This is a genomic window from Collimonas rhizosphaerae (assembly GCF_038896935.1).
In the GTDB taxonomy this organism is placed as follows: domain Bacteria; phylum Pseudomonadota; class Gammaproteobacteria; order Burkholderiales; family Burkholderiaceae_D; genus Collimonas; species Collimonas rhizosphaerae.
This window is the reverse complement of record NZ_JBANDC010000002.1, coordinates 103,191-129,517: the sequence shown is the minus strand read 5'-3', so window position 1 is coordinate 129,517 and position 26,327 is coordinate 103,191. Positions and strand designations below refer to the sequence as shown.

Sequence of the window (26,327 nt, the reverse complement as noted above, 5' to 3'; positions counted from 1 at the left end):
GCACATAATGGCACTTAATAAACTGCGTCTTTTCACGCCATGCGTCGTTGCAAATCCTCGCGATAGCCAGCTATCGCTCCGGTTTGCGCCTAGCCTGGCACGAAAATACGCCATTTCTTAAGCGCCATTACATGCGAAACACCCCACCAGCTAAAATCTGAAAGAACTTGTGTCGAAAATATCCTCCCCTTCCAAGTTGGTGATCGCATCGCGTGAAAGCCCGCTGGCCATGTGGCAAGCGGAACACGTGCGCGAACGGTTATCTGCATTATATCCAGACTGTAATATAGAAATCCTCGGCATGACCACCCGCGGCGATCAAATTCTTGATCGCACCCTGTCCAAGGTCGGCGGCAAGGGCCTGTTCGTGAAGGAGCTGGAAGTGGCGATGGCGGAAGGCCGCGCCGACCTGGCGGTGCATTCGCTCAAGGATATGCCGATGGAGCTGCCGCCCGGATTTGTGCTGAGCGCCGTGCTGGAGCGCGAAGATCCGCGCGATGCGTTTGTGTCTAACGACTACGCCAGCCTGGAGCAGCTGCCTGCCGGCGCCGTCGTCGGCACCAGCAGCCTGCGCCGCCAGGCCCTGATCGCCGCGCGCTTTCCCTTGCTGCAGATCAAGCCCTTGCGCGGTAATCTCGGCACCCGCCTGGCCAAGCTCGACCGCGGCGAATACGCCGCCATCATCCTGGCCGCGGCCGGCCTCAAGCGGCTGGGCCTGGCCGACCGCATCACGGCGCCGATCGAGCCGGAGCAGAGCTTGCCGGCGCCGGGCCAGGGCGCGATGGCGATCGAGATCTGCGCCGACCGTGCCGACCTGCAAGAGATACTCGCGCCCCTGAATCATTTGCCTACGGAACTGGCGGTGACCGCCGAGCGCACCTTGTCGCGCGCCTTTGGCGGCAGCTGCCAGATCCCGCTGGCGGCGTTTGCCACCATCGACGGCGACCAGATGCGCTTGCGCGCCATGATCGCCACGCCGGACGGCTCGCGGGTTGCGGTGGCTGAGGCCAGCGGCGCCGCCGACGCCCCGGAAGTGCTGGGAGAAACGATTGCCGCAGCGCTGGAGGCGCAGGACGCCGGAGCCATCCTGGCGCTGTGCAAGGAGGCCTAGTGCCGCTTGCGCCACAAGGAGGCGGACCTGCCTTGCGCCCGGTCATCATCACCAGGCCGGCGCAGCAAGCCTCTGCGCTGGCGCAGCAGATCGCCGCGCGCGGCCGCCAGCCGGTGATTTTCCCCTTGCTGGAAATCTTGCCGTTAGTTGATAGCACGCCGTTGCAAGCCGTCCTCGACCAGCTCGCCAGCTTTGCGCTGGTGGTGTTCGTCAGCCCGAATGCAATCGACGCGGCGTTTCGCCATATCGCCGGCTGGCCGCCGCAGCTGCCGGTCGGCATCGTCGGCGAAGGCAGCAGGGCGGCGCTGGCGCGGCATGGCCTGACGGCGCAGAACACCACCATCTTCAGCCCGCCGGATCCAGCCAGGACCGATTCTGAAGGGCTGCTGCAGGCGCTTGACCTGGACGCCTTGCGCGGACGCCAGGTGTTGCTGGTGCGCGGCGAGAGCGGCCGCGAATTTTTTGCCGACAGCTTGCTGGCGGCGGGCGTCAAGGTGCAGGCCGTAGCCGCCTACCGACGCCAGGCGCCGGCGCTCGACGCGGCGTTGAGAGCCCGCCTGCAGCCACTGCTGGATTCCGAAAACGACTGGATATTGACCAGCTCGGAAGCGCTCAGGCACCTGGTCGGCCTGGCGCAAGCGCTCGAGGGCAGCACCGGTGTTGCAAAAATCCAACAGCAGAAACTCCTTGTCCCGCATGCCCGTATTGCCGAAACGGCACATGTGCTGGGATTTACTGACGTTACTCTGACCGGCTCAGGCGACGAACGGCTACTCGACGCGTTACAATTCCCGCTATGAACGAATCGATACCCACTCCAGAATCGAACCAGCCTGCTGGTCCTGCCGTCAGCGCCACGGCATCGCCACCGTCGCAGCCCGTGCTGCAGCCTTACAAAGTCAGCCAGGACAAAGGGCCGAAGCGTTCGCTTGGGCTGGTGTACGGCATATTGCTGTTGCTGGCCTTGCTGCTGGCGGCGCAGTGGTGGACGATGCGCAACGAGAACGGCAAGCTGCGCCAGGAACTGGCGCGCCGCCTGCAAGTCGGCGACAGCACCAATACGGAAACCAAGGTGCTGGTGAAGTCGGTGCAGGATGAAGCCAAGGAACTGCGAGGCAAGGTCAGCGTGCTGGAAAACAAGCAGGTTGAATCGCAAAGCCAGCAACTGGCGCTGGAACAGCTGTACAAGGACCTGTCCCGCAACAGCGACGACTGGACCCTGGCCCAGGTGGAAGACGTGCTGTCGACCGCCAGCCAGCAGCTGCAGCTGGCTGGCAACGTCCAGGGTGCGCTGATCGCGCTGCAGAACGCCGACAAGAACCTGTCGCGCTCCGACAAGCCGCAATTCATCATCGTGCGGCGCGCCATCGCCAGCGATATCGAAAAACTGAAAGCCTTGCCGACGCTGGATGTGACCGGCATCGCCGTGCGCCTCGACAGCATCATCGGCCAGATCGACAGCATGCCGCTGCTGTCCGATGAAAAACCGATCGTCGGCGTCAGCAAGCCGAACAACCAGCCGGAGGCCAGCGTCAAGCCGAAAGCCGCGGGCAGCGGCAATATCGCCAAGACCCAGGTGCCGGCGGATGCCGTGGTGACCGACTGGAAAAACAGCCTGAAGGATAAATGGCAAAGCTGGAGCAGCGAGATGTGGACCGAGATCAGCCAGCTGATCCGGGTACGCACCGTCGATACGCCAGACGCCTTGCTGCTGTCGCCGACCCAGGCCTACTACGCCCGGGAAAACCTGAAGCTGCGTTTGCTCAATGCGCGCCTCGGCCTGCTGTCGCGCAACGAATCGGCGTTCCGCAGCGACCTGATCGCGGCCCAGGAAACCATCACCAAGTATTTCGACACCCGGGCCAAGCAGACCCAGACCGTGCAGACCTTGCTCAAGCAGGTCCAAAGCAGCAATCTTTCGATCACCATGCCGGCGCTGGATAGCCCCGCGGCGATCCGTACTTACAAAGGCAAGCCATAGTCCTATGCGATTCTTTCTCCGGCTTGTTGCTCTGTTTGCAGTCGCCATCGGCCTCGCCGTGCTGGCGCGTTACAACCCCGGTAACGTGGTGATGTTTTTCCCGCCGTACCGGATTGACCTGTCGCTGAACTTCTTCGTCATCTCGCTGGCGATCCTGTTCATCATCCTGTATGTGCTGATCCGGGCGATCCGGGTCACGCAGAAATTACCCGGACGAGTGATCGGCTATCGTCGCCACAAACGCGAAACCACTGCTAACAACGCCTTGCGCGATGCGCTCAAGTCCTTGTTCGAGGGTCGTTTCGGCCAGGCTGAGAAAGCCGCCACGCGCGCCGCCGAACTGCCCGACAACCTGGGCGTGGCGGCCTTGATCGGCGCCCGCGCCGCCCACCGCATGGGACAGCCTGAACGGCGCGACATCTGGCTGGCCAGCATCGAAGATGACGAGCCGCTGAAGACGGCGCGCCTGATCACCACCCTGGACCTGCTGGTGGACGAGCACAAGTCGCAGGCGGCGCTGCATACCGTTAATGAACTGAACGCGCGCGGCACGCGCCATATCCACGCCTTGCGGCTGGCGCTGAAAGCCAACCAGCAAGCCAAGAACTGGCCGGAAGTGCTGCGCCTGGTGCGGACCCTGAACAAGCACGACGCCTTGCATCCGGCCCTGTCGACACGCTTGCGCGAGCTGGCATACGACGGCTTGCTGTCGGATGAAGCGCACGATGCCGAATCGATCGCCAGGCTGTGGGGCACGGTGCCGAACGAAGACCGGACCAAGCCATTCATCGCCATGCGCGGCGCCCAGGCATTCAACAAGAGCGGTTTGCATGCGGAAGCGCGCTCCCTCGTCGAAAAATCCCTGGCGACAGAATGGGACCAGCGCTTGCTGGCGGTCTACCGTGACGCTGCTGCAGCCGAGGCCTCGCCCGAGCTGCTGTCGCAAATCGAGCACTGCGAGCACTGGGCCGCCAGGGCGCCCAATGACCCCGAGCTGGCGCTGACCTTGGGCACGTTCTGCTTCAGGCAAAAATTGTGGGGCAAGGCCCAGCGCCACCTGGAGCAGGCTTTGTCGGACGCCGTAGCGCCGGCCACGGTGCGCGAAGCGCATCTGAAACTGGGGCAGCTGCATGAAGCAATCGACCAGCAGGCGCTGGCCGCCGAACATTATCGCCAGTGTGCGCTGGCTACCACGCTGTAATCGGGAATATCGCGGTAGCCGTGCGCTACGCTGGAATGGGGCAGGGTTGATACGCAGTCTGGCGTAAAACCCTGCCCCGTTTTTCTTGGCCGGCGCTGTTTGCAACGGCGGATCCTCCGCGCTTTTGTTGAAAGCGCAATCCTCGCCTATACTTGTAATCCGTCATTACCCATGAAAGAGATTCATTGAACAACCTGTTATTGGTTATCGCAGCATTATTTCTGGTAGCGCTCAACGGCTTTTTTGTCGCTGCCGAATTCGGTTTAGTCAAATTACGCCAGACCCGCATCCGCGCCATCGCCAAGACCCAAGGCTTGCGCGGGCGCATCCTGGCAATAGTGCATCGCCAGCTGGACGCTTACCTGTCCGCTTGCCAACTCGGTATCACACTCGCCTCGCTGGGCCTGGGCTGGATCGGCGAACCGGCGTTCGCCAGCCTGCTGCAGCCGGTGTTCGGCTGGATCGGCATCAGCTCACCGGAACTGATACACGGCATTTCGTTTTTCTTCGCTTTCTTCCTGATTTCTTTCCTCCACATCGTGATCGGCGAACTCGCGCCCAAGACCGTGGCGATCCGTAATCCCGAAGTGATCGGCCTGTGGTGCGCCTTGCCCCTGTACGGGTTTTACTGGGCCATGTACCCGGCGATCTGGGCGCTCAACGCCAGCGCCAACTGGATCCTGCGCCTGGCCGGCCTGGCCGGCGCCCACGGCCACGATGCGCAGTATTCGGCGGATGAGCTGAAACTGATCTTGCGCGGCAGCCATGCCGGAGAAAAATTCAACCGCGAGGAATGGAACGTCCTGGCGCAATCGCTCGATTTCAGCGAGCTTGAAGTATCCGACCTGATGCGTCCCATCAACGAAATCACCGCTTTGCACCAGGCGCGCAGCTTGCAGGAAAACCTGCAGACCATCTATCGCCACCGCTTCAGCCGTTATCCCTACTTCGACCAGAGCGGCGTCAATGTGCTGGGCGTGATCCACCTGAAAGATCTGTTCATCGCGCAGCAGGAAGGCAAGTCGATCGAAGGCCTGAACGCTTACCTGCGGCCGGTGGAGTATGTGTCGTCGCGCATGCCGGCGCTGGAACTGTTCCGCCGCTTCCGCACCGGCTCGCCGCATTTCGCCATCATCGGCAAGAAGGGCAGCAAGCCGGAAGGCTTCATCACGCTGGATAACCTGCTGGGGGCGATGGTAGGCGAAATCCGCGACGAATTCCGGCGCAACGACAACGAATGGAGCCGCCTCGACGACGGCACCCTGCTGGGCAAGGGCAGCCTGCCGATCTTCAGCCTGGAACGGATACTCGGCATCGATGTCGTGATCGAGGGCGACGAAGACGTCGACTCGGTGGGCGGCCTGATCATGGCCAAGCTCGGCGACTTGCCGCATGAAGGGCAGAAAATCGCATTCGACGGCTTCGACATCGTGGTCAAGAAAATGAACGGGCCGCGGATTGTGCTGGTGAAGGTTTATCCGGCCGCTCGCGCGGCGGAGACTTGAGCGGCCCAGGCGCCGTCAATCCTGAGCGACGCCAGGCTTAGGGGAAAATCGCCCCCAGCCTTACCGCCCAGCCCGCCATCGGCGTCCCCGACCAGGCATTCCGGTTAAACAGGTAAAGCCGCTGGCTGCGCAGCTTGTCCGGCCACGGCTGTTCATCCAGCGACAGGCCCAGGCTGGGCTGGCATTCCGGGCGCGGGAAGTGGCCCTCGTGGTTCAGCACATCGCGCATGCGGCCGGCGTCGCCGGCCATGCGGAACGCGATCGGCACTATCTCGTCGGCCGGCAGGTCGGCCAGCCATGCATCGCCCACGCACCATGAAGCCAGCGCCGTGATCGACAAGGCGACATTGTCCGGCAAGGCGTCGCGGCTGCGTTTCACGACATCCGCCAGGAACGGCTTCTGGCTATGCATGACCTCGAAATCGAGCTGCACTACCTGGCTCGGGCTGCGGGCCGCGGCGGCGACTATGGCGTTGACGATGATCCGTTTCTGTTTTTCGTTCAGTTGCGGTTTGCGCGCGCCGCGCGCCATGTCGATATGGACGATGGTCACCAGCGGCGCTTTTTGCTGCACGCCGTTTTGCGCGTACCAGGCCGGCGGCAGCTGCAAGGGCTGCTGGCGGCGGCGGACGCTGGCGCTGCCGTCGCGCAGCAGGATGGTGGTGTCGAGTACCGCAACGCCCATGCGCTGGTCTTGGACTGGCGGCACGGGCTGATTGTCGGCGCCGCCCTTGAGTTTTGCCTGGCGGGCGCTGCCGCCGACCCAGGTGCGGACGTCGTCCGGCCGTTCTCCTACCCACAGCATCAGCGGCGGCAAGGCCGCAAGCGCCGCCTGGCGGCTGGCAAACGCCGGCGGCGCCTCGGCCGCCGTGGCCTGCTCGGTTTTGGCGAGCAGGGTGGTGCTGCCTGCCAGCAGCAACAGGCAACACAGGCCATGCTTCAGGCGCAGCCGAGGGGCTGGCGCCGGCAAAAAATAAGTTGTGCTCAAAATGACTTCCCGGATTGGATGCGGCTGCCGGATCGCGCTTGATAAAAAGGGCAAGACGATTTCTTGCCCTTCTTGTCCGGCGTTGGCTGCCGCAAGCTGTTACTGCATGAACCAGCCGTGGCTGACCACGATCGATTGCCCGGTCAGGGCGTTGGATTCGAAGCCGCCGAGGAAGATTGCGGTTTGCGCGACATCGTGGGTGGTGGTGAATTCGCCGTCCACGGTGTCTTTCAGCATCACGTTCTTGATCACTTGCTCTTCGGTGATGCCGAGTTCCTTGGCTTGCTCAGGAATCTGCTTTTCCACCAGCGGCGTGCGGACGAAACCTGGGCAGATGACGTTGGCGCGGATCTTGTCTTTTGCGCCTTCCTTGGCCACTACTTTCGCCAGTCCGATCAAGCCGTGCTTGGCGGTGACGTACGGCGCCTTCAGCGGCGAACCTTCGTGCGAGTGCACCGAACCCATGTAGATGATGGCGCCGCCATTGCCCTTCTTGATCATTTCGCGCATCGCTGCACGGGTAGTCAGGTAGGCGCCGTCGAGATGGATCGCCAGCATTTTTTTCCAGTTGTCCAGGGTCGAGTCGACGACAGGCGCGATGATCTGGATGCCGGCATTGCTGATCAGGACGTCGATGCTGCCAAAGGCCGCTACGGCATCGGCGATGCCCTTGTCGACCTGCGCTTCGTCGGTGACGTTCATGGCGACCGCCATGGCGATACCGCCGGACTGGCTGATCTCGTTAGCGGTGGCGGTGGCGGCGTCGAGCGCCAGGTCGGCGATCACGACCTTGGCGCCGGCGCGCGCGTATTCGATGGCGATTTCCTTGCCGATGCCGCTGGCGGAACCGGTAATCAGTGCAACTTTATCTTTGAGTGACATGGCTATTCCTTTACTTGTTTATTGACGTGCTTGTTTGCGTACTTACTTGGCGAGGTAATCGTAAGCGACGGTACCCAACGGCAGGGTCAGGTCGGTCAGGATATGTACCGCGGAGATAACTTCCAGCACCGGCAGGTCGGCGATAGGGGCCAGCGCATGCGGGTGCAAATCGAGCGCGCCGGGGCCGCTCCAGGCGCCTTTCACGGTGATGTCGGTCAGGCTGTACTGTACCAGTTCGCAGATGCGCGGGGTGCCGTCCACATGCGGGATGATTTTCAGCAGGAAGCTCGGCGCTTCCAGCGACTTCTTCACCACGGCGCTATCGAGCGTCTTGTGCTTGTAGCCCATGGTGCCGGTGGCGATGCGGAAGTCGCTGTAGTCGAGCGTGCCCATCAGCGTATCGGTGTGCACCTGAAGTTCCGGGCTGCCGAGCTTCTTCGGGAAACCCCACAGTTCGCGGCCGCCGGCGATCGGCGGGTGGTCGTTGAGGTACATGTTGTGGACATAGCCGCCGGCCACGCCGTCCAGCGTTACCGGGATGACCTGTCCCGATTCGCAGTAATGGCCGAAGCCGGTCGAGTCAGGCATCTTGATGAATTCGAACTTGACGATAGGCTCGACGAACTGCAGCGGCGCCGGAATCATCTTCTTGAGCGCTTCGGGGTCGGTGCGATAGGTGATGATCAGGAATTCGCGGTCGACGAAACGATAGGGGCCGGGCGGAAAGGCCGGATTGTGGATAGGCATCGCAAAGGCGTTGTTGCGGACATCGTTTTCAGTCATATTTCTTCCTCGCTATGAAAGGACTTGCTGTAATACGGCTTGTCTGTGACAGGTGAAGCAGGCGAAAGGTTGCCATTACTTTTCCGTGCATTTCACCAGGCAAAAATTCCGGCGCCGGTGCAAACCGCGGGATTGGTAAAAAAGCAATCCGACACTATACGTCTGCCCTTAAGCAAGATACACACCCAATGTGACAAGACTATCTCAGGTCTTGTCCGATAATCTTGCCCGATAAATATCTCATGAGGAATTTACTTAAAGAGCAATACAGAACAGAATGCTGATCAAGGTTGTCAATTCAAGAGATTGCGGCAGACGTATCGAACAATGATTGCACAAAATGCAATTTCGCGTCGGCGAGTGTAAATAACTTGAGTGATGTTAGCGTTATCAGCTAAAGTTGCGCTCTTTTTTCCATCTTTTCCTGTCCGGCGCCATTCAGGGGGAATGCAAGGACAGTGCTGTCGATGGACGCAGGCGGTATGATCGGCGCTGGATGTAGCGAGCAGCGGCGATATTCTAAAAAAAAACGTAATAATCTAATCGGAGAGGACAAATGGCAAAACCAGCGCTCTACAAATCCCTTTATGTGCAAGTATTGACCGCCATCGTGATCGGCGTCGTGCTTGGACATCTGTACCCGGAAACCGGGGCGGCGATGAAGCCGCTCGGCGACGGTTTCATCAAGCTGATCAAGATGATCATCGCGCCGGTCATTTTCTGTACCGTGGTGATCGGCATCGCCGGCATGGAAGACATGAAGAAAGTCGGCAAGACCGGCGGCCTGGCCCTGCTGTATTTTGAAATCATGAGCACCGTGGCCTTGATCCTCGGCCTGGTAGTGGTCAATGTCTGGCATCCGGGCACCGGCATGCACGTCGACCTCAGCGCGCTCGATACCAAGAGCATTGCTGCATATACAGGTCCGGGCAAGATGGAGTCCGCCAGCGACTTCCTGTTCCACATCATTCCAAGCAGTTTTGTTGATGCTTTTGCCAAGAACGAGATCTTGCAAGTATTGCTGATCGCGATACTGTTCGGCTTCGCGCTGCATAAATTCGGCGGCCGCGGCACGCTGGTGTTTGATTTTGTCGAAAAATTCTCGCATGTGCTGTTCGGCATGGTCGGCCTGATCATGAAGGTCGCACCGATCGGCGCCTTTGGTGCGATGGCATTCACTATCGGCAAATACGGCCTCGGCTCCTTGCTGTCGCTGGGCCAGCTGATGGGCGCGTTCTACCTGACCTGCCTGTTGTTCATCTTCGGCGTGCTGGGCGTGGTCGCCAAGGTGCACGGCTTCAGCATCTGGAAGTTCGTCAAGTACATCAAGGAAGAACTGCTGATCGTGCTCGGCACCTCGTCGTCGGAATCGGTGCTGCCGCGCCTGATGGGCAAGATGGAAAACCTGGGCGCCAAGAAATCGGTGGTCGGCCTGGTGATCCCGACCGGTTATTCATTCAACCTGGACGGCACGTCGATCTACCTGACGATGGCGGCGGTATTCATCGCCCAGGCTACCGATACGCCGATGAGCCTGTTCCAGCAGCTGACCTTGCTGGCAGTCTTGCTGCTGACATCCAAGGGCGCCGCAGGCGTCACCGGCAGCGGTTTCATCGTGCTGGCGGCGACCTTGTCGGCAGTCGGCCATGTGCCGGTCGCCGGCCTGGCGCTGATCCTCGGCATCGACCGCTTCATGTCGGAAGCGCGCGCCTTGACCAACACCATCGGCAACGGCGTGGCGACGATCATCGTGGCGAAGTGGACTGGCGAGCTGGATGAGCAGCAGTTGCATCGCCAGCTGGATAACAAGGGTATCGACGCGGAGCAGGAACTGGCCAAGCACGATGCCGCGGTAGAACAGGCGGACCAGCGCACGCATTCGTAAGTTTGTTTTCAGGGCCAGCGCCCTGAAATGAAAAAAAAGGAGATGCAATCGCATCTCCTTTTTTTACGTCCGCAGCTTGCCGGATCAGTTCAGCTTGACCGCATGCTCCCGCGTTTCATGGAACACCACCTGCGGCCAGCGCTCCTGCGTCAGGCGCAGGTTCACGCCCGAGGTCGCCAGGTAAGCCATGTTGCCGGCCGCATCATAGGCAACGTTATGGCCGGCCGAGGATTTCTCGAAATCGGCCAGGATCTTCTTGTCGTCGCAGGTGATCCAGCGCGCGCTGCTGATGCTGGTGCCTTCGAATACGGCGTCGACGCCATATTCGTTGAGCAGGCGGCTGGCCACCACTTCGAACTGCAGCACGCCGACGCCGCCCAGCACCAGGTCGCTGCTGGTGACAGGCTTGAAGACCTGGATCGCGCCTTCTTCGCCGAGCTGCTGCAAGCCTTTGTGCAGCTGCTTGATCTTGAGCGGATTGCGGATCCGCACCGAGCGGAAGAAATCCGGCGCGAAGTAGGGGATGCCGGTGAACTGCAGCAGTTCGCCTTCGGAAAAGCTGTCGCCGATCTGCATGTTGCCGTGGTTGGGCAGGCCGATGATGTCGCCGGCATATGCCTCTTCTACCTGTTCGCGGCTGGACGCCATGAAGGTCACCACGTTCGATACCTTGATTTCGCGGTTCAGGCGCAGGTGCTTGATTTTCATGCCGCGCTGGAAATGGCCGGAGCAGACGCGCAGGAAAGCGATGCGGTCACGGTGCGCCGGGTCCATGTTGGCCTGGATCTTGAACACGAAACCGGAGAAGCTGGCTTCTTTCGGCTCCACGGTGCGCACTGTCGCATCGCGCGAGCCTGGCGGCTGGGCCCAGTCGATCAGCGCGTTGAGGATTTCGCGGATGCCGAAGTTGTTGATGGCCGAGCCGAAGAATACCGGGGTTTGCACGCCGGCCAGGAAGGCTTCCTGGTCGAACGGATGCGAGGCGCCGTGCACCAGTTCGACTTCCATCCGCAGCTGTTCGATTTCGCGCGGGAACATTTCATCCAGGCGCGGATTGTCGATGCCCTTGATCACTTCAAACGTCTGGTCAGCCTTGTCGTTGCCGGCGGCGAACAGCAGGATCTCGTCGCGCAGCAGGTGATACACGCCGCGGAAGGTCTTGCCCATGCCGATCGGCCAGGTCACCGGCGCGCACTGGATCTTCAGCACCGATTCCAGTTCGTCCAGCAGTTCCAGCGGATCGCGGGTTTCGCGGTCCATCTTGTTCATCAGGGTGATGATCGGCGTGTTGCGCATGCGGCAGACGTTGAGCAGCTTGATGGTCTGGGTTTCGACGCCCTTGGCGGCGTCGATCACCATCAGCGCCGAGTCGACCGCGGTCAGCACGCGGTAGGTATCTTCCGAGAAATCCTGGTGGCCCGGGGTGTCGAGCAGGTTGACCACGTGGTCGCGGTATTCGAACTGCATGACCGAGCTGGCGACCGAAATGCCGCGCTGCTTTTCGATGTCCATCCAGTCCGAGGTCGCGTGGCGGCCGCTTTTGCGGCCCTTGACGGTGCCTGCCAGCTGGATCGCGCCCGAAAACAGCAGCAGTTTTTCGGTTAGCGTGGTTTTGCCGGCGTCCGGGTGGGAAATGATGCCGAATGTACGGCGGCGCGCCACTTCGCTGGCGATCTGTTCGACGGAGACATTGTGGGCGACGATGTCGGCGCTATCGGCCGCGCCATTGTCGTTTGGCTGCTCGGAGACGGGTTCTTGCATGATGCGTGGTTCAGGCGATCTCGGCCGCCTGCCTTGAGAATAAATAATGGATGCGAGAAAAAAGACGGAAAACCTGCCGGCCGCGGTTGCGGCTGCATGTTGGCAGAGCCGGGCAGTTTCACGCAATTTCGATAACCCGCGATTATAGCGTATGTAGTGTAGCGGACGACGGTTGGCAAAACGGCCATGGCTTTAATTCGCTGGCTGCGGGTTTCACCGGCGTTGTTATTGTAGTAATTTCATGCGGCAGCCAAAACAGTTGCCGATATGCCGAGGCGTTAGCTATGGCGCTCTGTATAATTCCATCCTCATGTCAGTATCAGAATCCAACAAACCAGCGCGGTCAAGCGATCGCCCAAGTTCCCAGCGCACCGCTGGCCGTCCATCCCAGCCGCGTCCGGCATCGCCACGCCCGGAACCTGTGCGGCCGTTGCCTGAGCGCAATCCTTTGCCGCCGGTCGTGTTTCCCGAGGAACTGCCGGTTTCCGGCAAGCGCGGTGAAATTTCGGCGGCGATCGCGGCCAACCAGGTCATCATCGTCTGCGGTGAAACCGGCTCGGGTAAAACCACCCAGCTGCCGAAGATCTGCCTGGAACTGGGGCGTGGCCAAACCGGCCTGATCGGCCACACCCAGCCGCGCCGGATCGCCGCCTCGTCGACCGCCAAGCGCATCGCCCAGGAACTCAACTCGCCGCTGGGCGAGCACGTCGGCTACAAGGTGCGTTTCAACGACACCCTGACCAAGGGCGCCTGGATCAAGCTGATGACCGACGGCATCCTGCTGGCCGAGACCCAGACCGATCCCCTGCTGCGCCAGTACGACACCATCATCATCGATGAGGCGCACGAACGCAGCCTGAACATCGATTTCTTGCTGGGTTACCTGAAGCAGCTGCTGCCCAAGCGGCCCGACCTGAAAATCATCATCACGTCGGCCACCATCGACGCCGACCGCTTCGCCCGCCATTTCGGCACGGCTGACAAGCCGGCGCCGGTGATCGAGGTGTCCGGCCGCCTGTACGCGGTCGAAGTGCGCTACCGGCCGGTGGACAATGCCGACCGCAGCGGCGTCAATCCCGCCGCTGCCGCAGCCAAGCCGAATATTCCTCAACATGCGCCGCAAAGCGCAGCCCAGCGCGACCGCGAGCAACGCGACCTGATGGATGCGGTGGTGGACGCGGTCGACGAGCTGGCGCGGATCGGCTCCGGCGACGTGCTGGTGTTCCTGCCGGGCGAACGCGAAATCCGCGATACCGCCGAAGCGCTGCGCAAGCATCATCCTGCCCACGTTGAAATCCTGCCCTTGTTCGCGCGGTTGTCGGCGCAGGAGCAGGAACGCGTATTCAAGCCGTCCAATGCGCGCCGCATCGTGCTGGCGACCAACGTGGCGGAAACCTCGCTCACCGTGCCGGGCATCCGCTATGTGGTGGATGCCGGCCTGGCGCGGGTAAAGCGCTACAGCTACAGGAACAAGGTCGAGCAGCTGCAGATCGAGCCGATTGCGCAATCCGCCGCCAACCAGCGCGCCGGCCGCTGCGGCCGGGTTGCCGCCGGCGTCTGCATCCGCCTGTACGAAGAGCAGGACTACCTGCAGCGGCCGAAATTCACCGAGCCGGAAATCATGCGCTCGTCGCTGGCTTCCGTCATCTTGCGCATGAAATCGCTGCACCTGACGGACGTCGAGACTTTCCCGTTCATCGAACCGCCGCCGGGCCGCGCTATCGCCGACGGCTACCAGCTGCTGCAGGAACTGGGCGCGGTCGACGATAGCAACCAGCTGACCAAGACCGGCCGCCAGCTAGCCAAGCTGCCGCTCGATCCGCGTGTCGGCCGCATGATCCTGGCGGCGCTGGACAATGTCTGCCTGAGCGAAATGCTGGTCATCGCCGCCGCCTTGTCGGTGCAGGATCCGCGCGACCGGCCGCTGGAAGCGCAGGGCGCGGCTGACCAGGCACACAAGAAATTCGCCGACGAAAAATCGGAATTCCTGAGCTACCTGAAAATCTGGAAATGGTTTGAAGAGGCGATCGAGCACAAGAAAACCAACCGCCAGCTGATGGACAACTGCCGCGCCAATTTCCTGTCGCAATTGCGCTTGCGCGAATGGCGCGACGTCCATTCGCAGCTGCTGACCATCGTGCGCGAGCAGGGCTGGCGCCTGAACGAAGCGCCGGCTACCTATGAACAGCTGCATTGCGCCTTGCTGACCGGGTTGCTCGGCAACGTCGGTTTCAAGGCCGACGAAGACACGCACTACCTTGGCGCGCGCGCCATCAAGTTCCATCTGTGGCCAGGTTCGCATTTGTCGAAGAAAGCCGGGAAATGGGTGATGGCTGCGGAGCTGGTCGACACCAGCCGCCTGTATGCGCGCTGCATCGCCCAGATCCAGCCGGAATGGCTGGAGAAGGTCGGCGCCCACCTGTTGAAAAAATCGTATGGCGAGCCGCGCTGGGAAAAGCGCACGGCGCAGGTCTCGGCGTCAGAGCGCGCTACCTTGTACGGGCTGGTGGTGTATAGCCAGCGCCGCATCAATTTCGGCTTGATCAATCCGCAGGAAGCGCGCGAGATATTCATCCGCGATGCGCTGGTCGGCGGCGAATTCGAGACCCGGGCGCCGTTCTTCGCACACAACCAGAAACTGATCCGCGAGATCGAGAACCTGGAGCACAAGTCGCGCCGGCTGGATGTGCTGGTGGACGACGAGCTGATTGCTGCCTTCTACGACAAGCTGGTCCCGGCCGATATCTGCAACGGCATCACGTTTGAAAAATGGCATAAAGATGTCAGCCTGCAGACGCCCAAGCTGCTGTTCCTCAACCGTGACGACCTGATGCGGCATGAAGCGGCCGGCATCACTACCGAGCTGTTCCCGAAGGTGATGCGGGTGGCCGGCATCGAAATGGCTTTGTCCTATCACTTCGAGCCCGGCACGCCGCGCGACGGCGTGACGCTGACAGTGCCGCTGTATGCGCTGAACCAGGTATATGCCGACCGCTGCGACTGGCTGGTGGCCGGCATGCTGAAGGAGAAAGTCCATCTGCTGCTGAAATCCCTGCCGCAAAAGATACGCCGCAATTGCGTGCCGCTGCCGGACTACGCCGCCGGCTTCTGCGAGCGTATACAGGCGCGCCACGTGTTCGGCCACGGCAGCCTGCTGGATGCCTTGATGGCGGACATCCGCACGGAAACCAGCGTCGCCGCGCGCAGCACGGACTTCAAGCAGGAAACCTTGCCGGCCCATCATTCGATGAACTTCAAGGTGGTCGACGAACATGGCCGCCAGCTTGACATGGGGCGCAACCTGGCTGCCTTGCAAGCTGAGTTCGGCGGCCAGGCGCGCGAGAGTTTCCAGAAACTGGCGAGCGTGACGGTGGCTGACGACAGTACGGCCGCAGCCGCCGCTGAAACGCAGCAAACGGGCAAAACAGTGGCGCCGGCGGCCAGCCGTGTCACGGCCCAGCCAGCCGCGAAGGCCGCCGACAGCGCCAACGCGCAATTCAGCAACCTGACCGGCTGGACCTTCGGCGAACTGCCCGAACTGCTGGAAATCCAGCAAGGCAAGCAGACCTTGATCGGTTTTCCGGCGCTGGTGGACCGGGTCACGCACTGTGACCTGGAAGTTTTCGACGATCCGAACGAAGCGGTGCGGATCCATCATCTTGGCTTGCGCCGGCTGTTCGCCTTGCAGCTCAAGGAACAATTGAAATTCCTCGAGAAAAACATCCCCGGCCTGCAGCAGATGGGCATGCAGTTCCTGGCGCTGGGATCGCAGGAAGAGCTGCGCGACCAGATCATTTATGCCGGGCTGGAGCGCGCCTGCATGCAGCTGCCGCTGCCCAGGACGGCGGCCGAATTCACCCAGCGCAAGGATGAAGGCAAGTCGCGCCTGGGTTTGCTGTGCAATGAAATTGCACGCCTGGCGGCGCTGATCCTGGCCGAGTACCACGGCTTGCCGAAGCGTTTGCAGGGCGCCAAGGGCCATCCGCAGGCGGTGGCCGATATCCAGGCGCAGATGCAGTCGCTGGTCGGCAAGCGTTTCATTGCCAATAACGACTATGCCAACCTGACCCATTTCCCGCGCTACCTGAAGGCGGTCAACGTGCGGCTGGAGAAGCTGCGCGCCGATCCGAGCCGCGATACGCGGCTGATGGCGGAATGGATGCAGGTGGCGACGCCCTGGCAGCGGGCGCAGAAGGACCGCGGCGGCAAGAGCGATCCGAAGCAGGCCGAGTTCCGCTGGCTGCTGGAAGAGCTGCGGGTGTCGCTGTTTGCGCAGGAATTGCGCACGCCGATGCCGGTTTCGGTCAAGCGCTTGCAGAAAGTATGGGAAACCATGCAGCGTTAGAAGCCATAGACCGCCGGTAGCGCGTGAAACCGCTGTTTTAAAAGGGTTTTCGCGTAAAATTGCGCCAAATACACACCATAAACTATTGCAGGCAGAACAAGAGGAAATACGCAATGAGCATCAAGTCCGACAAATGGATACGCCGCATGGCGCAGGAAACCGGCATGATCGAGCCTTTCGAGCCGGGCCAGGTGCGCGAGGCCAACGGCCACAAGATCGTGTCTTACGGCACTTCGTCGTACGGCTACGATATCCGCTGCGCCAACGAATTCAAGATTTTCACAAATATCAATTCGACCATCGTCGATCCCAAGAATTTCGACGAGAAATCGTTCGTCGATTTCAGCGGCGATGTCTGCATCATCCCGCCCAATTCGTTTGCGCTGGCGCGCACCATGGAATATTTCCGCATCCCGCGCAGCGTGCTCACCATCTGCCTCGGCAAGTCTACCTACGCGCGTTGCGGCATCATCGTCAACGTGACGCCGTTCGAGCCGGAATGGGAAGGTTATGTCACGCTGGAATTCTCCAACACGACGCCGCTGCCGGCCAAGATCTATGCCGGCGAGGGCTGCGCCCAGGTGCTGTTTTTCGAGAGCGATGAAATCTGCGAAACGTCCTACAAGGACCGCGGCGGCAAGTACCAGGGACAGCACGGCGTGACGCTGCCGAAGACCTGACATGCCGAAGAACAAGCGCCCGGCGCCGCGGAAATCCAGCATTTCCCCCGAAGATAAAGACGAAGCCGTCACCCAGCAGCTGTGCAACCTGGCGATAGACCTGGCAGAGCAGGATGGCGACGAAGCCGATGGCGTTGCCGCCGGCGCCGTCTTGCAGCAGGCCGGCATCGATTTCCACAAGATCATCAAGAAGAGCCTGCAGCAAAAAAAGGATGACATCCTGTATGACGCGATCGAGCGTGCCAAGTACGCCGATCTCGACGCCTGGCGATTCCTGAAAGAGCAGGTCGAAGAAGCCTCGGAGATTTTGCTGGTGCGCCGGGATGAAGGCAAGGTGCTGGAACTGAATGCGTTCGTGGTGCCGTTCTTCGCGCATGCCGCGGGCGGCCTCAAGTGCGAGCAATGCTTCCAGGACCAGGAAGCCTTCGATGCCTTGTCGGCCAGCTTCAAGCAGGCGCAGCTGGAGGGGCCGGACGCCACCGTAGTGCTGGTCAGCCACGCCTACCACCTCGATGAAATCGACAGCATCCGCTACAGCCATCTGTTTGAAATGAACCGCGATGCATTCGGCGCCATGGCCGACAAGAAGCTGGCGGCGACCACCGCCATTGAGCGCAGCATCAGCGGCTGGCCGGAAAACCTGTTCGGGCCGGACGACGAGGCGGTCGAACTGCGTTTCTTGCTGGGCTTTTCGCTCAAGGCAACCGACGACGCGTTTTATGCGGTGCCGGAAGATGAAGCCGGCGCCGATGCATACTTCGGCGCACGCGAAGAGCGCTTCCACAGCTGGACCGGGCAGGTCGCACCCTTGCTCAAGCGCTGCCTGGTGACCGACGGCAGCGAAATCGAGCTGCATTTCCTGTACCAGGACCTGTTCCACGGCGGCAAGGAACGCGGCATTGCCGAGTACTTCACGCTGCAGATGATGTCCGAACTGAACCATGGCCTCGACCAGCATGGCGTTGCGTCTTTCGACGCCAACGCCGTGGTCGGTCCGGCCGATGTGCGCGGTGACATGATGCTGCGGGTGAATTTGTACGGCAAGGACGGCGCCTTGCTGGCTTCCTCGGAGAAGCCGCTGGCCGCCGGCGCCGACCTCCAGGTGGAAGTCGACGATACCTACGATGCGCTGCGTACCATCGGCGTCACGGCGCTGGCGGTGGCGCTGCGATTTGAAGCCGACGGCCAGCCGTCGGAAGTGCAGCCTTACGGGGGCGCCTAGACGGGGTCGCCTAGACCAAGCAGCCTGACGCTGTTGCAGCGTCAGGCGAGATATCCTGGAGAAAATTGAGTGACTGAAGACGACGCAAAAAAAATTGCCACCCATCGGCATTACAAAGGCGGCTTGTACCGCTATATCGGCCTTGCAAGGCACTCGGAAACCGAGGAAGCCATGGTGGTTTATGAACACCTGTGGCCGCATGCGCCGGGGCTGTGGGTGCGGCCTGCCGAGCTGTTCAACGGCCTGCTTGAGAACGGCGCGCGCCGGTTTGCGCCACTGTAAAGCTCGCCGCACGAAAAAAAGCCGGGACCAGGATTCGATTCCTGGCCCCGGCTTTTTATTGCCAGCAGCGCGCCCGCTTATTGCTGAATTTACTGCCGTACGCAGTCCACGAAGTAATCGCGCTTGCCATTTACTTCGCGTTTCACCAGGCCGTGTACGTCGGTTTCAAAGCCCGGGAATTTCTCGTTGAAATCACGCGCAAACTTCAGGTAGTCGACGATGGTCTTGTTGAAGCGCTCGCCCGGGATCAGCAATGGAATGCCCGGCGGATAAGGCGTCAGCAGGATCGAGGTGACGCGGCCTTCGAGCTGGTCGATGGGCACGCGGTCGATTTCACGGTGGGCCATCTTGGAGAAAGCGTCGGATGGCTTCATGGCCGGCTGCATGTCGGACAAGTACATTTCGGTGGTCAGGCGCGCCACATCATATGACTTGTAGGTTTCATGGATCTGCTGGCACAGGTCGCGCAGGCCGAGCCGCTCATAGCGCGCGTTCTTGCCGTGGTTGGCGGCGGCGAACTCAGGCAGGATGCGCCAGATCGGCTGGTTCTTGTCGTAGTCGTCCTTGAACTGCTGCAAGGCGGTCAGCAGCGTGTTCCAGCGGCCCTTGGTGATGCCGATGGTGAACATGATGAAGAACGAATACAGGCCGCACTTCTCGACGATAACGCCGTGCTCGGCCAGGTATTTGGTGACGATCGAGGCCGGGATGCCGCTCTCGCCGAACTTGCCTTCCAGCGACAGGCCCGGCGTGACGATGGTCGCCTTGATCGGGTCGAGCATGTTGAAGTTAGGCGCCAGGTTGCCGAAACCGTGCCAGTCGTCCTCGGCGCGGATGACCCAGTCTTCGCGGCTGCCGATGCCGTCTTCCGAGAAGCTGTTCGGTCCCCACACCTGGAACCACCAGTCCTTGCCCCATTCTTCGTCGATCTTCTTCATGGCGCGGCGGAAATCCAGCGCTTCCAGGATGCTTTCCTCCACCAGCGCAGTGCCGCCGGGCGCTTCCATCATGGCGGCGGCGACGTCGCAGGAAGCGATGATCGAGTACTGCGGCGAAGTCGAAGTGTGCATCAGGTAGGCTTCGTTGAAAGCGTCCTGGTCCAGCTGCACGCTCTCCGATTCGCGCACCAGGATTTGCGAGGCTTGCGACAGGCCGGCCAGCAGCTTGTGGGTCGACTGGGTCGAGAAGATCATCGATTTCTTGGCGCGCGGGCGATCCTTGCCGATGGCGTGCATGTCTTTGTAGAAATCATGGAAGGTGGCGTGCGGCAGCCAGGCTTCGTCGAAGTGCAGGGTGTCGATCTCGCCGTCAAGCATGTTCTTCAGGGTTTCGACGTTGTAGATCACGCCGTCGTAGGTCGATTGCGTGATGGTCAGGATGCGCGGCTTCTTGTTGGCGGCTTCGCGCGCAAACGGATTGGCTTCGATTTTCTTGCGGATGCTTTCCAGCGTGAATTCTTCCAGCGGAATCGGGCCGATGATGCCGAGGTGGTTGCGGGTCGGCATCAGGAATACCGGGATCGCGCCGGTCATGATGATCGAGTGCAGGATCGATTTGTGGCAGTTGCGGTCCACCACCACGATATCGCCCGGAGCCACGGTCGAGTGCCACACCATCTTGTTGCTGGTGCTGGTGCCGTTGGTGACGAAGTAGCAATGGTCGGCGTTGAAGATGCGCGCAGCGTTCCGTTCGGAATCGGCTACCGGGCCGGTATGGTCGAGCAGCTGGCCGAGTTCTTCCACCGCGTTGCAGACGTCGGCGCGCAGCATGTTTTCACCGAAGAATTGATGGAACATCTGGCCGATAGGCGATTTCAGGAAAGCCACGCCGCCCGAGTGCCCTGGGCAATGCCAGGAATAGGAACCGTCCTGGGCGTAATGCACCAGCGCGCGGAAGAAGGGCGGCGACAGGCCGTCCAGGTACGATTTCGCTTCGCGGATGATATGGCGCGCCACGAACTCCGGCGTGTCTTCGAACATATGGATGAAGCCGTGCAGTTCGCGCAGGATATCGTTCGGGATGTGGCGCGAGGTGCGGGTTTCGCCGTACAGGTAGATCGGGATGTCGGCGTTCTTGTGGCGGATTTCTTCGACGAAGGCGCGCAGCGACTTCAGCGCGTGGTCGGTTTCTTCGAACGAACCGGCGCCGAACTCTTCGTCGTCGATCGACAGGATGAAAGCCGACGCCCGCGACTGCTGCTGGGCGAACTGCGACAGGTCGCCGTAACTGGTGACGCCCAGCACCTCCATGCCTTCTGCCTCCATGGCGTCGGCAAGTGCGCGGATGCCGAGGCCGGAAGTGTTTTCGGAACGGAAGTCTTCGTCAATGATGACGATGGGGAAGCGGAATTTCATCAAGGTCTCCAGGAGACGGTGGTTGATAACAAGGCTGCCAATCGAAATGGCGCTTAAAAGTCGTTGTCCCGGCTGGCGCTAAAAAGCACTCCGGGAACTGCTTGGGTATAGAGCACGTGCAGCCTGCTGTTCCAGCACAGCCGCAGATGGCGGCTGCACCAAAATCGTGATCAGTTTCAGCCTCGCGGCCGCTGAAAAAAGAAAGTCGAATTTTCGCAGATATGCACGGATTAGGGGATAAAGATGAGGGAATTCCTGCAGAAAACAACAGTTGTCATTCCATCACCGGGCCGGGTCAGCTGCCGGCCTCGTCGAGGCTGGGCGAACGGCGCTGGTAAACCACAAACGCGTAGTCGAAACCGTTGGCCTCGGAATGGTGGGTTTCGCGCGAGATTTCCTGCCACTGGAGCGGATCGCGCGCCGGGAAAAAGGCGTCGCAGTCGAAGCTATGCTTGATTTCGGTGACGATCAGCCGCTGCGTCAGGTCCTGCGCCGCGGCGTAGATCTCGGCGCCGCCGATGATGAAGGCTTCGGCGGCGCCGACCATGGCGGCAGCCGCGGCCAGCGAAGGCGCGCTTTCGACGCCGTCATGGCGCCAGCCGGGATTGCGCGTGATGACGATATTGCGCCGTTGCGGCAGCGGCCGGCCTATCGATTCAAAGGTCTTGCGGCCCATGATGATGGGATGGCCCGAGGTAGTGCGTTTGAAATGCGCCAGGTCCTCCGGCAAATGCCAGGGCAGGGTGTTGCGGATGCCGATGCCGTTGCGGGCGTCGGTCGCGACGATAATGGTGAGGCGAGGAGTCATGGGCGCTGTGGTGCATGGGCCTGCTTATTTGCGGGCTGGGTAAAAAAGGGTGATATTACTATAAAGTCTTGCAAGGAACTTTGTCCGCTTGTCATTGCTCTTAAATGCCAGGGCCTGTTAACCTGGGGCAGGGATTTTTCTTCATTTTTCACTTGTATGGTGTTATTTTGCTGCCGATTTGGCAATTCTGCCATGGCGCAGTCCTTGCATGGTGGTGACGCAAGGGCCGATACAAAGTGTTGCCAACCAGTTTCTTGATGGACATAAAAAATTATAGAACACTGATAAACTACCGCCTACTCTCGATGCAGCCAGCGCCGGCGCACTCGGGCAGGTCATAACAGCAGTGTCAGATGGGAATCCAATGCATTTAAATTTGTTTCAGCGGGCGCAGCCGCGCATCCCCGCTCTAGCGCGGGCACGCTCAGTTGTCCTGCCGGTTGCCTTGCTGCTGCCATTAATAGGCGGCAATGCTTCCGCCTTCGATTTCAATAATGTTGCCAGGCAGGCAAAGGAACTTGCGGCAAGTTCGTACAGCAAGCCAGAGGGCAACCTGCCGAAAGAAATCAGCAACCTCGAATACGAGCAATACAAGGACATCCGCTTCCTTCCTGAAAAATTTACCTGGCGCAGCCAGAAGCTGCCCTTTGAACTGGCGTTCTTCCACGAAGGATATGCCTTCGACCAGCCGGTCAAGATCAACGAGATCAACGGCCAGAGCGTGAAGGAAATCCGCTTCGACCCCAACGACTTCGACTACGGCAGCAACAAGGTCGATACGCGCAAGCTGCGCTCGCTGGGTTTCGCCGGCTTCCGTGTGCATTACCCGCTCAATACGAATAAATACAAGGATGAGGTTTTGTCGTTCCTCGGCGCCAGCTACTTCCGCGCCTTGGGCAAAGACCAGACTTATGGCCTGTCGGCAAGAGGCCTGGCGATCGATACCGGCCTGAGTTCTGGTGAGGAATTCCCGCGTTTTACCGAGTTCTGGATTGAACGGCCGAAAGCCAGCGACAAGGAGCTGACCATCTATGCCTTGCTCAACTCGCGCCGTGTCACCGGCGCTTATCGTTTTGTGCTGAAGCCGGGTTCGGACACCACGGTCGACGTCAAGGCCCAGCTGTACCTGCGCGAAAATGTCAGCAAGCTAGGGCTGGCGCCGCTGACCAGCATGTACTTGCATGGCGATAACCAGCGTTCGCAAGGCGAGGATTACCGGCCTGAGGTGCACGACTCGGACGGCTTGTCGGTAGCCTCCGGCACCGGCGAATGGATCTGGCGGCCGCTGGTCAATCCGAAGCGGCTCCTGGTGACGTCTTATTCGCTGAGCAACCCGGCCGGATTCGGCCTGATGCAGCGTGACCGCGATTTCGCCAGCTACCAGGACCTCGATGCCAAGTACGAACGGCGTCCCAGCGCCTGGGTCCAGCCCAAGGGCAACTGGGGCAGCGGCAGGGTAGAGCTGGTGCAGATCCCGACGCCGGATGAAACCAATGACAACGTGGTGGCATTCTGGGTGCCGGAAACCGCGCCCAAGGTTGGTCAGCCCTTCAATCTGGAATACACTTTGTCATGGCAGAAGGATGCCGAAAAGCGGCCGCCTTTGTCATGGGTGACGCAGACCCGGCGCGGCTTTGGCTTCCAGAAGAAGAGCGACGACAACAGCCTCGGCCTGGTGGTCGATTTTGAAGGCCCGGTATTCAAGAAACTGTCCGACAAGGTCCAGCCTGAAGGCGTAGTCAGCGCCGACGACAACGGCAAGGTGCTGGAGACCAAGGTGTTCCGCAACGACGTTACCGGCGGCTGGCGCATGATGGTGCGGGTACGCCGCAACGAAGAAAACAAACCGGTCGAACTGCGCGGATTCTTGCGTGGCGGCAGCACAACCTTATCTGAAACCTGGAGTTACATATTACCGCCCAACTAGACCGCAAGCAGTTGCCCGAAGCGGGCCTGCCGGATAATTGTGATCGCTATCTAGAGCGCCTGCCCATGTCGGCGGAGCGGCGCGCGAGTTTGTCCCGGCAGCTGGCGGTGGACGGCGATACGCCAATGGCCGCCTTGCACCGGGCCCTGGCCGGGGAAGCCGGCACCGGCGCCGCGACGCCGCTGGCCGCCGACCTTGCCAACCCTAATCCTGCCTATGGTTCGGTGGCGGCGCGGCTGCAGCTGGCTTTTATGGAAGCGCCGGTTGCCGGGCAAGCCAGGCCGGCCGAGCCGCATCAGATGCCGGACGTTTGCACCGATGGCTCAGGCCGCACCCGCATCGCGATTGCACCGCCCCTGCAGCGTACGCCGATCGTGGCCCATCCGTGGGGAACCTTGAATCCGCTGGTGCGCTGGATCGAAACCGCCAACAAGCAGTTTGACTTGCGGCCGCGCGCCAAACAGCGGCGCCATAAAAAGGCGGCGCGTTCGACCGAGCTGCCGCAGCCGGAACCGCTGCCGGTCGCCGAGGCCGACAGCCAGGACCAGCACAAGAGCAAGTCGCGCGGCAACCTGCGGCGCATCGTGCTGCTGTTGCTGATGCTGGCGCAGACGGCAATGGCGACGTATTTCATGAGCGCGGTGCTGCCGTACCATGGCGACAAGCCGCTGGAACTGGTCACGCTGGGCTTGTTCGCCTTGCTGTTCTGCTGGGTTTCGGCCGGCTTCTGGACTGCGATGGCCGGGTTCCTGGTGCTGATGCGCGGCACCGACCGTTATGTGATCTCGCGCGAAGACGCCGCGCCAGGGCCGATTCCAGCCAGCGCCAGGACCGCGATCGTGATGCCGATCTGTAACGAAGACGTGACCAGGGTCTTTGCCGGCCTGCGCGCAACCTACGAGTCGGTTGCCGCCAGCGGTGAACTGGACCGTTTCGACTTCTTCGTATTGAGCGACAGCGGCGACAGCGATATCTGCAGCGCCGAGCTGGACGCCTGGGCCAGCCTGTGCCGCACCGTTGGCGGCTTCGGCCGCATCTTTTACCGGCACCGGCGCCGCCGCGTAAAGCGCAAGAGCGGCAATATCGACGATTTCTGCCGGCGCTGGGGCGCCAGCTACAGTTACATGATCGTGCTCGATGCCGACAGCGTCATGAGCGGCAGCTGCCTGACCACCCTGGTGCGCCTGATGGAAGCCAATCCCACTGCCGGTATTGTGCAGACCGCGCCGCGCGCGGCCGGCCGCGATACCTTGTATGCGCGCATCCAGCAGTTTTCGACGCGCGTCTACGGCCCCTTGTTTACCGCCGGCCTGCACTACTGGCAGCTGGGCGAGTCGCATTATTGGGGGCACAACGCCATCATCCGCCTGCAGCCGTTCATGGAGCATTGCGCGCTGGCGCCGCTGCCGGGCGAGGGCGCGCTGGCCGGCGAGATCCTGTCGCATGATTTTGTCGAAGCCGCGCTGATGCGGCGCGCCGGCTGGGGCGTGTGGATCGCCTACGACCTGGCCGGCAGCTACGAGGAAATGCCGCCCAACCTGCTCGATGAACTGAAGCGCGACCGCCGCTGGTGCCAGGGCAACCTGATGAACTTCCGCCTGTTCCTGGCGCGCGGCATGCATGCCGTGCACCGCGCAGTGTTCGTGACCGGCGTCATGGCGTATCTGTCGGCGCCGCTGTGGTTCCTGTCGCTGATGCTGTCGACGGTATTGCTGGCGGTGCATACGCTGGTGGCGCCGGAATATTTCGTGACGCCTGGACAGCTGTTCCCGGTGTGGCCGGAATGGCATCCTGACCGCGCCCTGGCCTTGTTCAGCGCAACCGCAACTTTGCTGTTCCTGCCCAAAGTGCTGAGCGTGGTGCTGATCTGGGTCAAGGGCGCGCGCGAGTTCGGCGGCGCCATACGCCTGACGCTCAGCATGATCATGGAACTGCTGTTCTCGATGCTGCTGGCGCCGGTGCGCATGCTGTTCCATACCCGCTTCGTGATCGGCGCTTTCCTGGGCTGGACCATCAGCTGGAAATCGCCGCCGCGCGAGGACGCCGAAACCAGCTGGGGCGAAGCGATGCGCCGCCACGGCGGCCATACGTTGCTGGGCCTGCTGTGGGGCGGCGGCGTGTATTGGCTGGAGCCGGGATTCCTGTGGTGGCTGTTGCCGATCGTCGGTTCGCTGATGCTGTCGATCCCGTTGTCGGTGTTCTCCAGCCGGGTGACGCTCGGCCGCAGCTTCCGCCACGCCCGCCTGTTCGTGATCCCGGAAGAGGTCGACCTGCCGGCTGAACTGGCGGCCACCACCGTGTATAACGACAATGGCAAGGTGCTGGCGAAATTCAACGATGCGGTGATCGACCCGGTCGTGAACGCCCTGGTGTGCGCGGCGGTAAGCGCCCGTCCGGGCGTGCCGGCGGCGACCCGGGCGGGGCGTGCGGCGCTGCTGCAGGCCGCATTGAAAGGCGGCCCCGACGGTTTGTCGCCGCGTCAAAAGAATGCATTGCTGGATGATCCCTTGACCTTGTCCCAGCTGCATTTCGAAGTCTGGAATTCGGAGCAAGCCAACCGGCGCTGGCAGGCCCTGACTGCCGCAGCGCGCTGAGCCAGCTCATCGTTCTAA

19 protein-coding genes are annotated in these 26,327 nt (G+C 61.3%); 12 read left to right on the top strand and 7 right to left on the bottom strand.

The window, feature by feature from the left end; all coding sequences use genetic code 11:
- The first annotated feature begins 169 nt into the window (after positions 1-169).
- The 5 genes from hemC (at position 170) to V8G57_RS03040 (ending at position 5,798) form a co-directional block, all read left to right on the top strand.
- Positions 170-1,111: a hydroxymethylbilane synthase gene (hemC, locus tag V8G57_RS03060; protein ID WP_092398473.1), complete on the top strand. Its 942-nt coding sequence runs from the start codon at positions 170-172 to the stop codon at positions 1,109-1,111.
- A complete protein-coding gene (locus V8G57_RS03055) occupies positions 1,111-1,911 on the top strand; it encodes a uroporphyrinogen-III synthase (protein ID WP_342828156.1) in 801 nt (266 codons plus the stop codon). Before hemC ends, V8G57_RS03055 begins: the two co-directional genes overlap by 1 nt.
- Positions 1,908-3,092, top strand: coding sequence for a uroporphyrinogen-III C-methyltransferase (locus V8G57_RS03050; protein WP_342828155.1), 1,185 nt, complete (start codon positions 1,908-1,910; stop codon positions 3,090-3,092). Before V8G57_RS03055 ends, V8G57_RS03050 begins: the two co-directional genes overlap by 4 nt.
- Positions 3,093-3,096: 4 nt before the next feature.
- Positions 3,097-4,293, top strand: coding sequence for a heme biosynthesis protein HemY (locus tag V8G57_RS03045; protein ID WP_342828154.1), 1,197 nt, complete (start codon positions 3,097-3,099; stop codon positions 4,291-4,293).
- A 185-nt stretch (positions 4,294-4,478) separates the two neighbouring features.
- On the top strand, positions 4,479-5,798 hold the full coding sequence (locus V8G57_RS03040; protein ID WP_092398465.1) for a hemolysin family protein: 1,320 nt from the start codon (positions 4,479-4,481) through the stop codon (positions 5,796-5,798).
- A 37-nt stretch (positions 5,799-5,835) separates the two neighbouring features.
- Here V8G57_RS03040 and V8G57_RS03035 read toward each other — a convergent pair whose 3' ends face one another.
- From V8G57_RS03035 to V8G57_RS03025, 3 genes are all read right to left on the bottom strand, one after another.
- The gene (locus V8G57_RS03035) at positions 5,836-6,786 is read right to left on the bottom strand and encodes a hypothetical protein (RefSeq protein WP_342828153.1); all 951 of its coding nucleotides are present in this window, start codon (positions 6,784-6,786) and stop codon (positions 5,836-5,838) included.
- Positions 6,787-6,885: 99 nt separating this feature from the next.
- Positions 6,886-7,668: a 3-hydroxybutyrate dehydrogenase gene (locus V8G57_RS03030; protein ID WP_092398461.1), complete on the bottom strand. Its 783-nt coding sequence runs from the start codon at positions 7,666-7,668 to the stop codon at positions 6,886-6,888.
- Positions 7,669-7,710: 42 nt separating this feature from the next.
- Positions 7,711-8,451, bottom strand: a complete 741-nt coding sequence (locus V8G57_RS03025; RefSeq protein ID WP_092398459.1) for an acetoacetate decarboxylase — start codon at positions 8,449-8,451, stop codon at positions 7,711-7,713.
- 556 nt (positions 8,452-9,007) lie between these two features.
- Between V8G57_RS03025 and V8G57_RS03020 the strand changes: the two genes are divergently transcribed.
- Positions 9,008-10,336, top strand: a complete 1,329-nt coding sequence (locus V8G57_RS03020; RefSeq protein WP_144740353.1) for a C4-dicarboxylate transporter DctA — start codon at positions 9,008-9,010, stop codon at positions 10,334-10,336.
- An 84-nt stretch (positions 10,337-10,420) separates the two neighbouring features.
- On the opposite strand, the gene V8G57_RS03015 is transcribed toward V8G57_RS03020, so the two are convergent.
- Positions 10,421-12,097, bottom strand: a complete 1,677-nt coding sequence (locus tag V8G57_RS03015; RefSeq protein ID WP_342828152.1) for a peptide chain release factor 3 — start codon at positions 12,095-12,097, stop codon at positions 10,421-10,423.
- A 310-nt stretch (positions 12,098-12,407) separates the two neighbouring features.
- Between V8G57_RS03015 and hrpA the strand changes: the two genes are divergently transcribed.
- The 4 genes from hrpA to V8G57_RS02995 all read left to right on the top strand — a co-directional run bounded on the left by hrpA (position 12,408) and on the right by V8G57_RS02995 (position 18,626).
- Positions 12,408-16,442, top strand: coding sequence for an ATP-dependent RNA helicase HrpA (hrpA, locus tag V8G57_RS03010; protein WP_342828151.1), 4,035 nt, complete (start codon positions 12,408-12,410; stop codon positions 16,440-16,442).
- Between the two features lie 113 nt (positions 16,443-16,555).
- Entirely contained in the window at positions 16,556-17,122 is a 567-nt protein-coding gene (gene dcd, locus V8G57_RS03005) for a dCTP deaminase (RefSeq protein WP_092398441.1), read from the top strand.
- Between the two features lies 1 nt (position 17,123).
- Entirely contained in the window at positions 17,124-18,344 is a 1,221-nt protein-coding gene (locus V8G57_RS03000) for a hypothetical protein (RefSeq protein ID WP_342828150.1), read from the top strand.
- Positions 18,345-18,413: 69 nt separating this feature from the next.
- Positions 18,414-18,626 (top strand): DUF1653 domain-containing protein, encoded by a 213-nt coding sequence (locus V8G57_RS02995; RefSeq protein WP_092398437.1) that lies wholly within the window; start codon positions 18,414-18,416, stop codon positions 18,624-18,626.
- A gap of 89 nt (positions 18,627-18,715) precedes the next feature.
- On the opposite strand, the gene V8G57_RS02990 is transcribed toward V8G57_RS02995, so the two are convergent.
- From V8G57_RS02990 to V8G57_RS02980, 3 genes are all read right to left on the bottom strand, one after another.
- On the bottom strand, positions 18,716-20,980 hold the full coding sequence (locus tag V8G57_RS02990; RefSeq protein WP_092398435.1) for an arginine/lysine/ornithine decarboxylase: 2,265 nt from the start codon (positions 20,978-20,980) through the stop codon (positions 18,716-18,718).
- 295 nt (positions 20,981-21,275) lie between these two features.
- Complete coding sequence (locus tag V8G57_RS02985; RefSeq protein WP_342828149.1) at positions 21,276-21,788, bottom strand: dihydrofolate reductase; 513 nt, start codon at positions 21,786-21,788, stop codon at positions 21,276-21,278.
- A complete protein-coding gene (locus tag V8G57_RS02980; RefSeq protein ID WP_139220068.1) occupies positions 21,785-21,982 on the bottom strand; it encodes a hypothetical protein in 198 nt (65 codons plus the stop codon). The genes V8G57_RS02985 and V8G57_RS02980 overlap by 4 nt, the downstream gene beginning before the upstream one ends.
- Positions 21,983-22,152: 170 nt before the next feature.
- On the opposite strand from V8G57_RS02980, the gene V8G57_RS02975 reads away from it, so the two are divergent.
- Both V8G57_RS02975 and mdoH read left to right on the top strand, forming a co-directional pair.
- Positions 22,153-23,715 carry a glucan biosynthesis protein G gene (locus tag V8G57_RS02975; protein WP_305763970.1) on the top strand — a complete coding sequence of 521 codons (1,563 nt, stop codon included), beginning with the start codon at positions 22,153-22,155 and terminating at the stop codon, positions 23,713-23,715.
- Positions 23,688-26,309, top strand: a complete 2,622-nt coding sequence (gene mdoH / locus V8G57_RS02970) for a glucans biosynthesis glucosyltransferase MdoH (RefSeq protein WP_425458223.1) — start codon at positions 23,688-23,690, stop codon at positions 26,307-26,309. The genes V8G57_RS02975 and mdoH overlap by 28 nt, the downstream gene beginning before the upstream one ends.
- Positions 26,310-26,327 lie beyond the last annotated feature (18 nt).

Coding starts and splice junctions, on each gene's coding strand:
- V8G57_RS03050 (WP_342828155.1), top strand. CDS start 1,908: ATGAACGAATCGATACCCACTCCAGAATCGAACCAGCCTGCTGGTCCT.
- V8G57_RS03045 (WP_342828154.1), top strand. CDS start 3,097: ATGCGATTCTTTCTCCGGCTTGTTGCTCTGTTTGCAGTCGCCATCGGC.
- V8G57_RS03030 (WP_092398461.1), bottom strand. CDS start 7,668: ATGTCACTCAAAGATAAAGTTGCACTGATTACCGGTTCCGCCAGCGGC.
- V8G57_RS03025 (WP_092398459.1), bottom strand. CDS start 8,451: ATGACTGAAAACGATGTCCGCAACAACGCCTTTGCGATGCCTATCCAC.
- V8G57_RS03020 (WP_144740353.1), top strand. CDS start 9,008: ATGGCAAAACCAGCGCTCTACAAATCCCTTTATGTGCAAGTATTGACC.
- V8G57_RS03015 (WP_342828152.1), bottom strand. CDS start 12,097: ATGCAAGAACCCGTCTCCGAGCAGCCAAACGACAATGGCGCGGCCGAT.
- hrpA (WP_342828151.1), top strand. CDS start 12,408: ATGTCAGTATCAGAATCCAACAAACCAGCGCGGTCAAGCGATCGCCCA.
- dcd (WP_092398441.1), top strand. CDS start 16,556: ATGAGCATCAAGTCCGACAAATGGATACGCCGCATGGCGCAGGAAACC.
- V8G57_RS03000 (WP_342828150.1), top strand. CDS start 17,124: ATGCCGAAGAACAAGCGCCCGGCGCCGCGGAAATCCAGCATTTCCCCC.
- V8G57_RS02990 (WP_092398435.1), bottom strand. CDS start 20,980: ATGAAATTCCGCTTCCCCATCGTCATCATTGACGAAGACTTCCGTTCC.
- V8G57_RS02985 (WP_342828149.1), bottom strand. CDS start 21,788: ATGACTCCTCGCCTCACCATTATCGTCGCGACCGACGCCCGCAACGGC.
- V8G57_RS02980 (WP_139220068.1), bottom strand. CDS start 21,982: ATGGCAGAATTGCCAAATCGGCAGCAAAATAACACCATACAAGTGAAA.
- V8G57_RS02975 (WP_305763970.1), top strand. CDS start 22,153: ATGCATTTAAATTTGTTTCAGCGGGCGCAGCCGCGCATCCCCGCTCTA.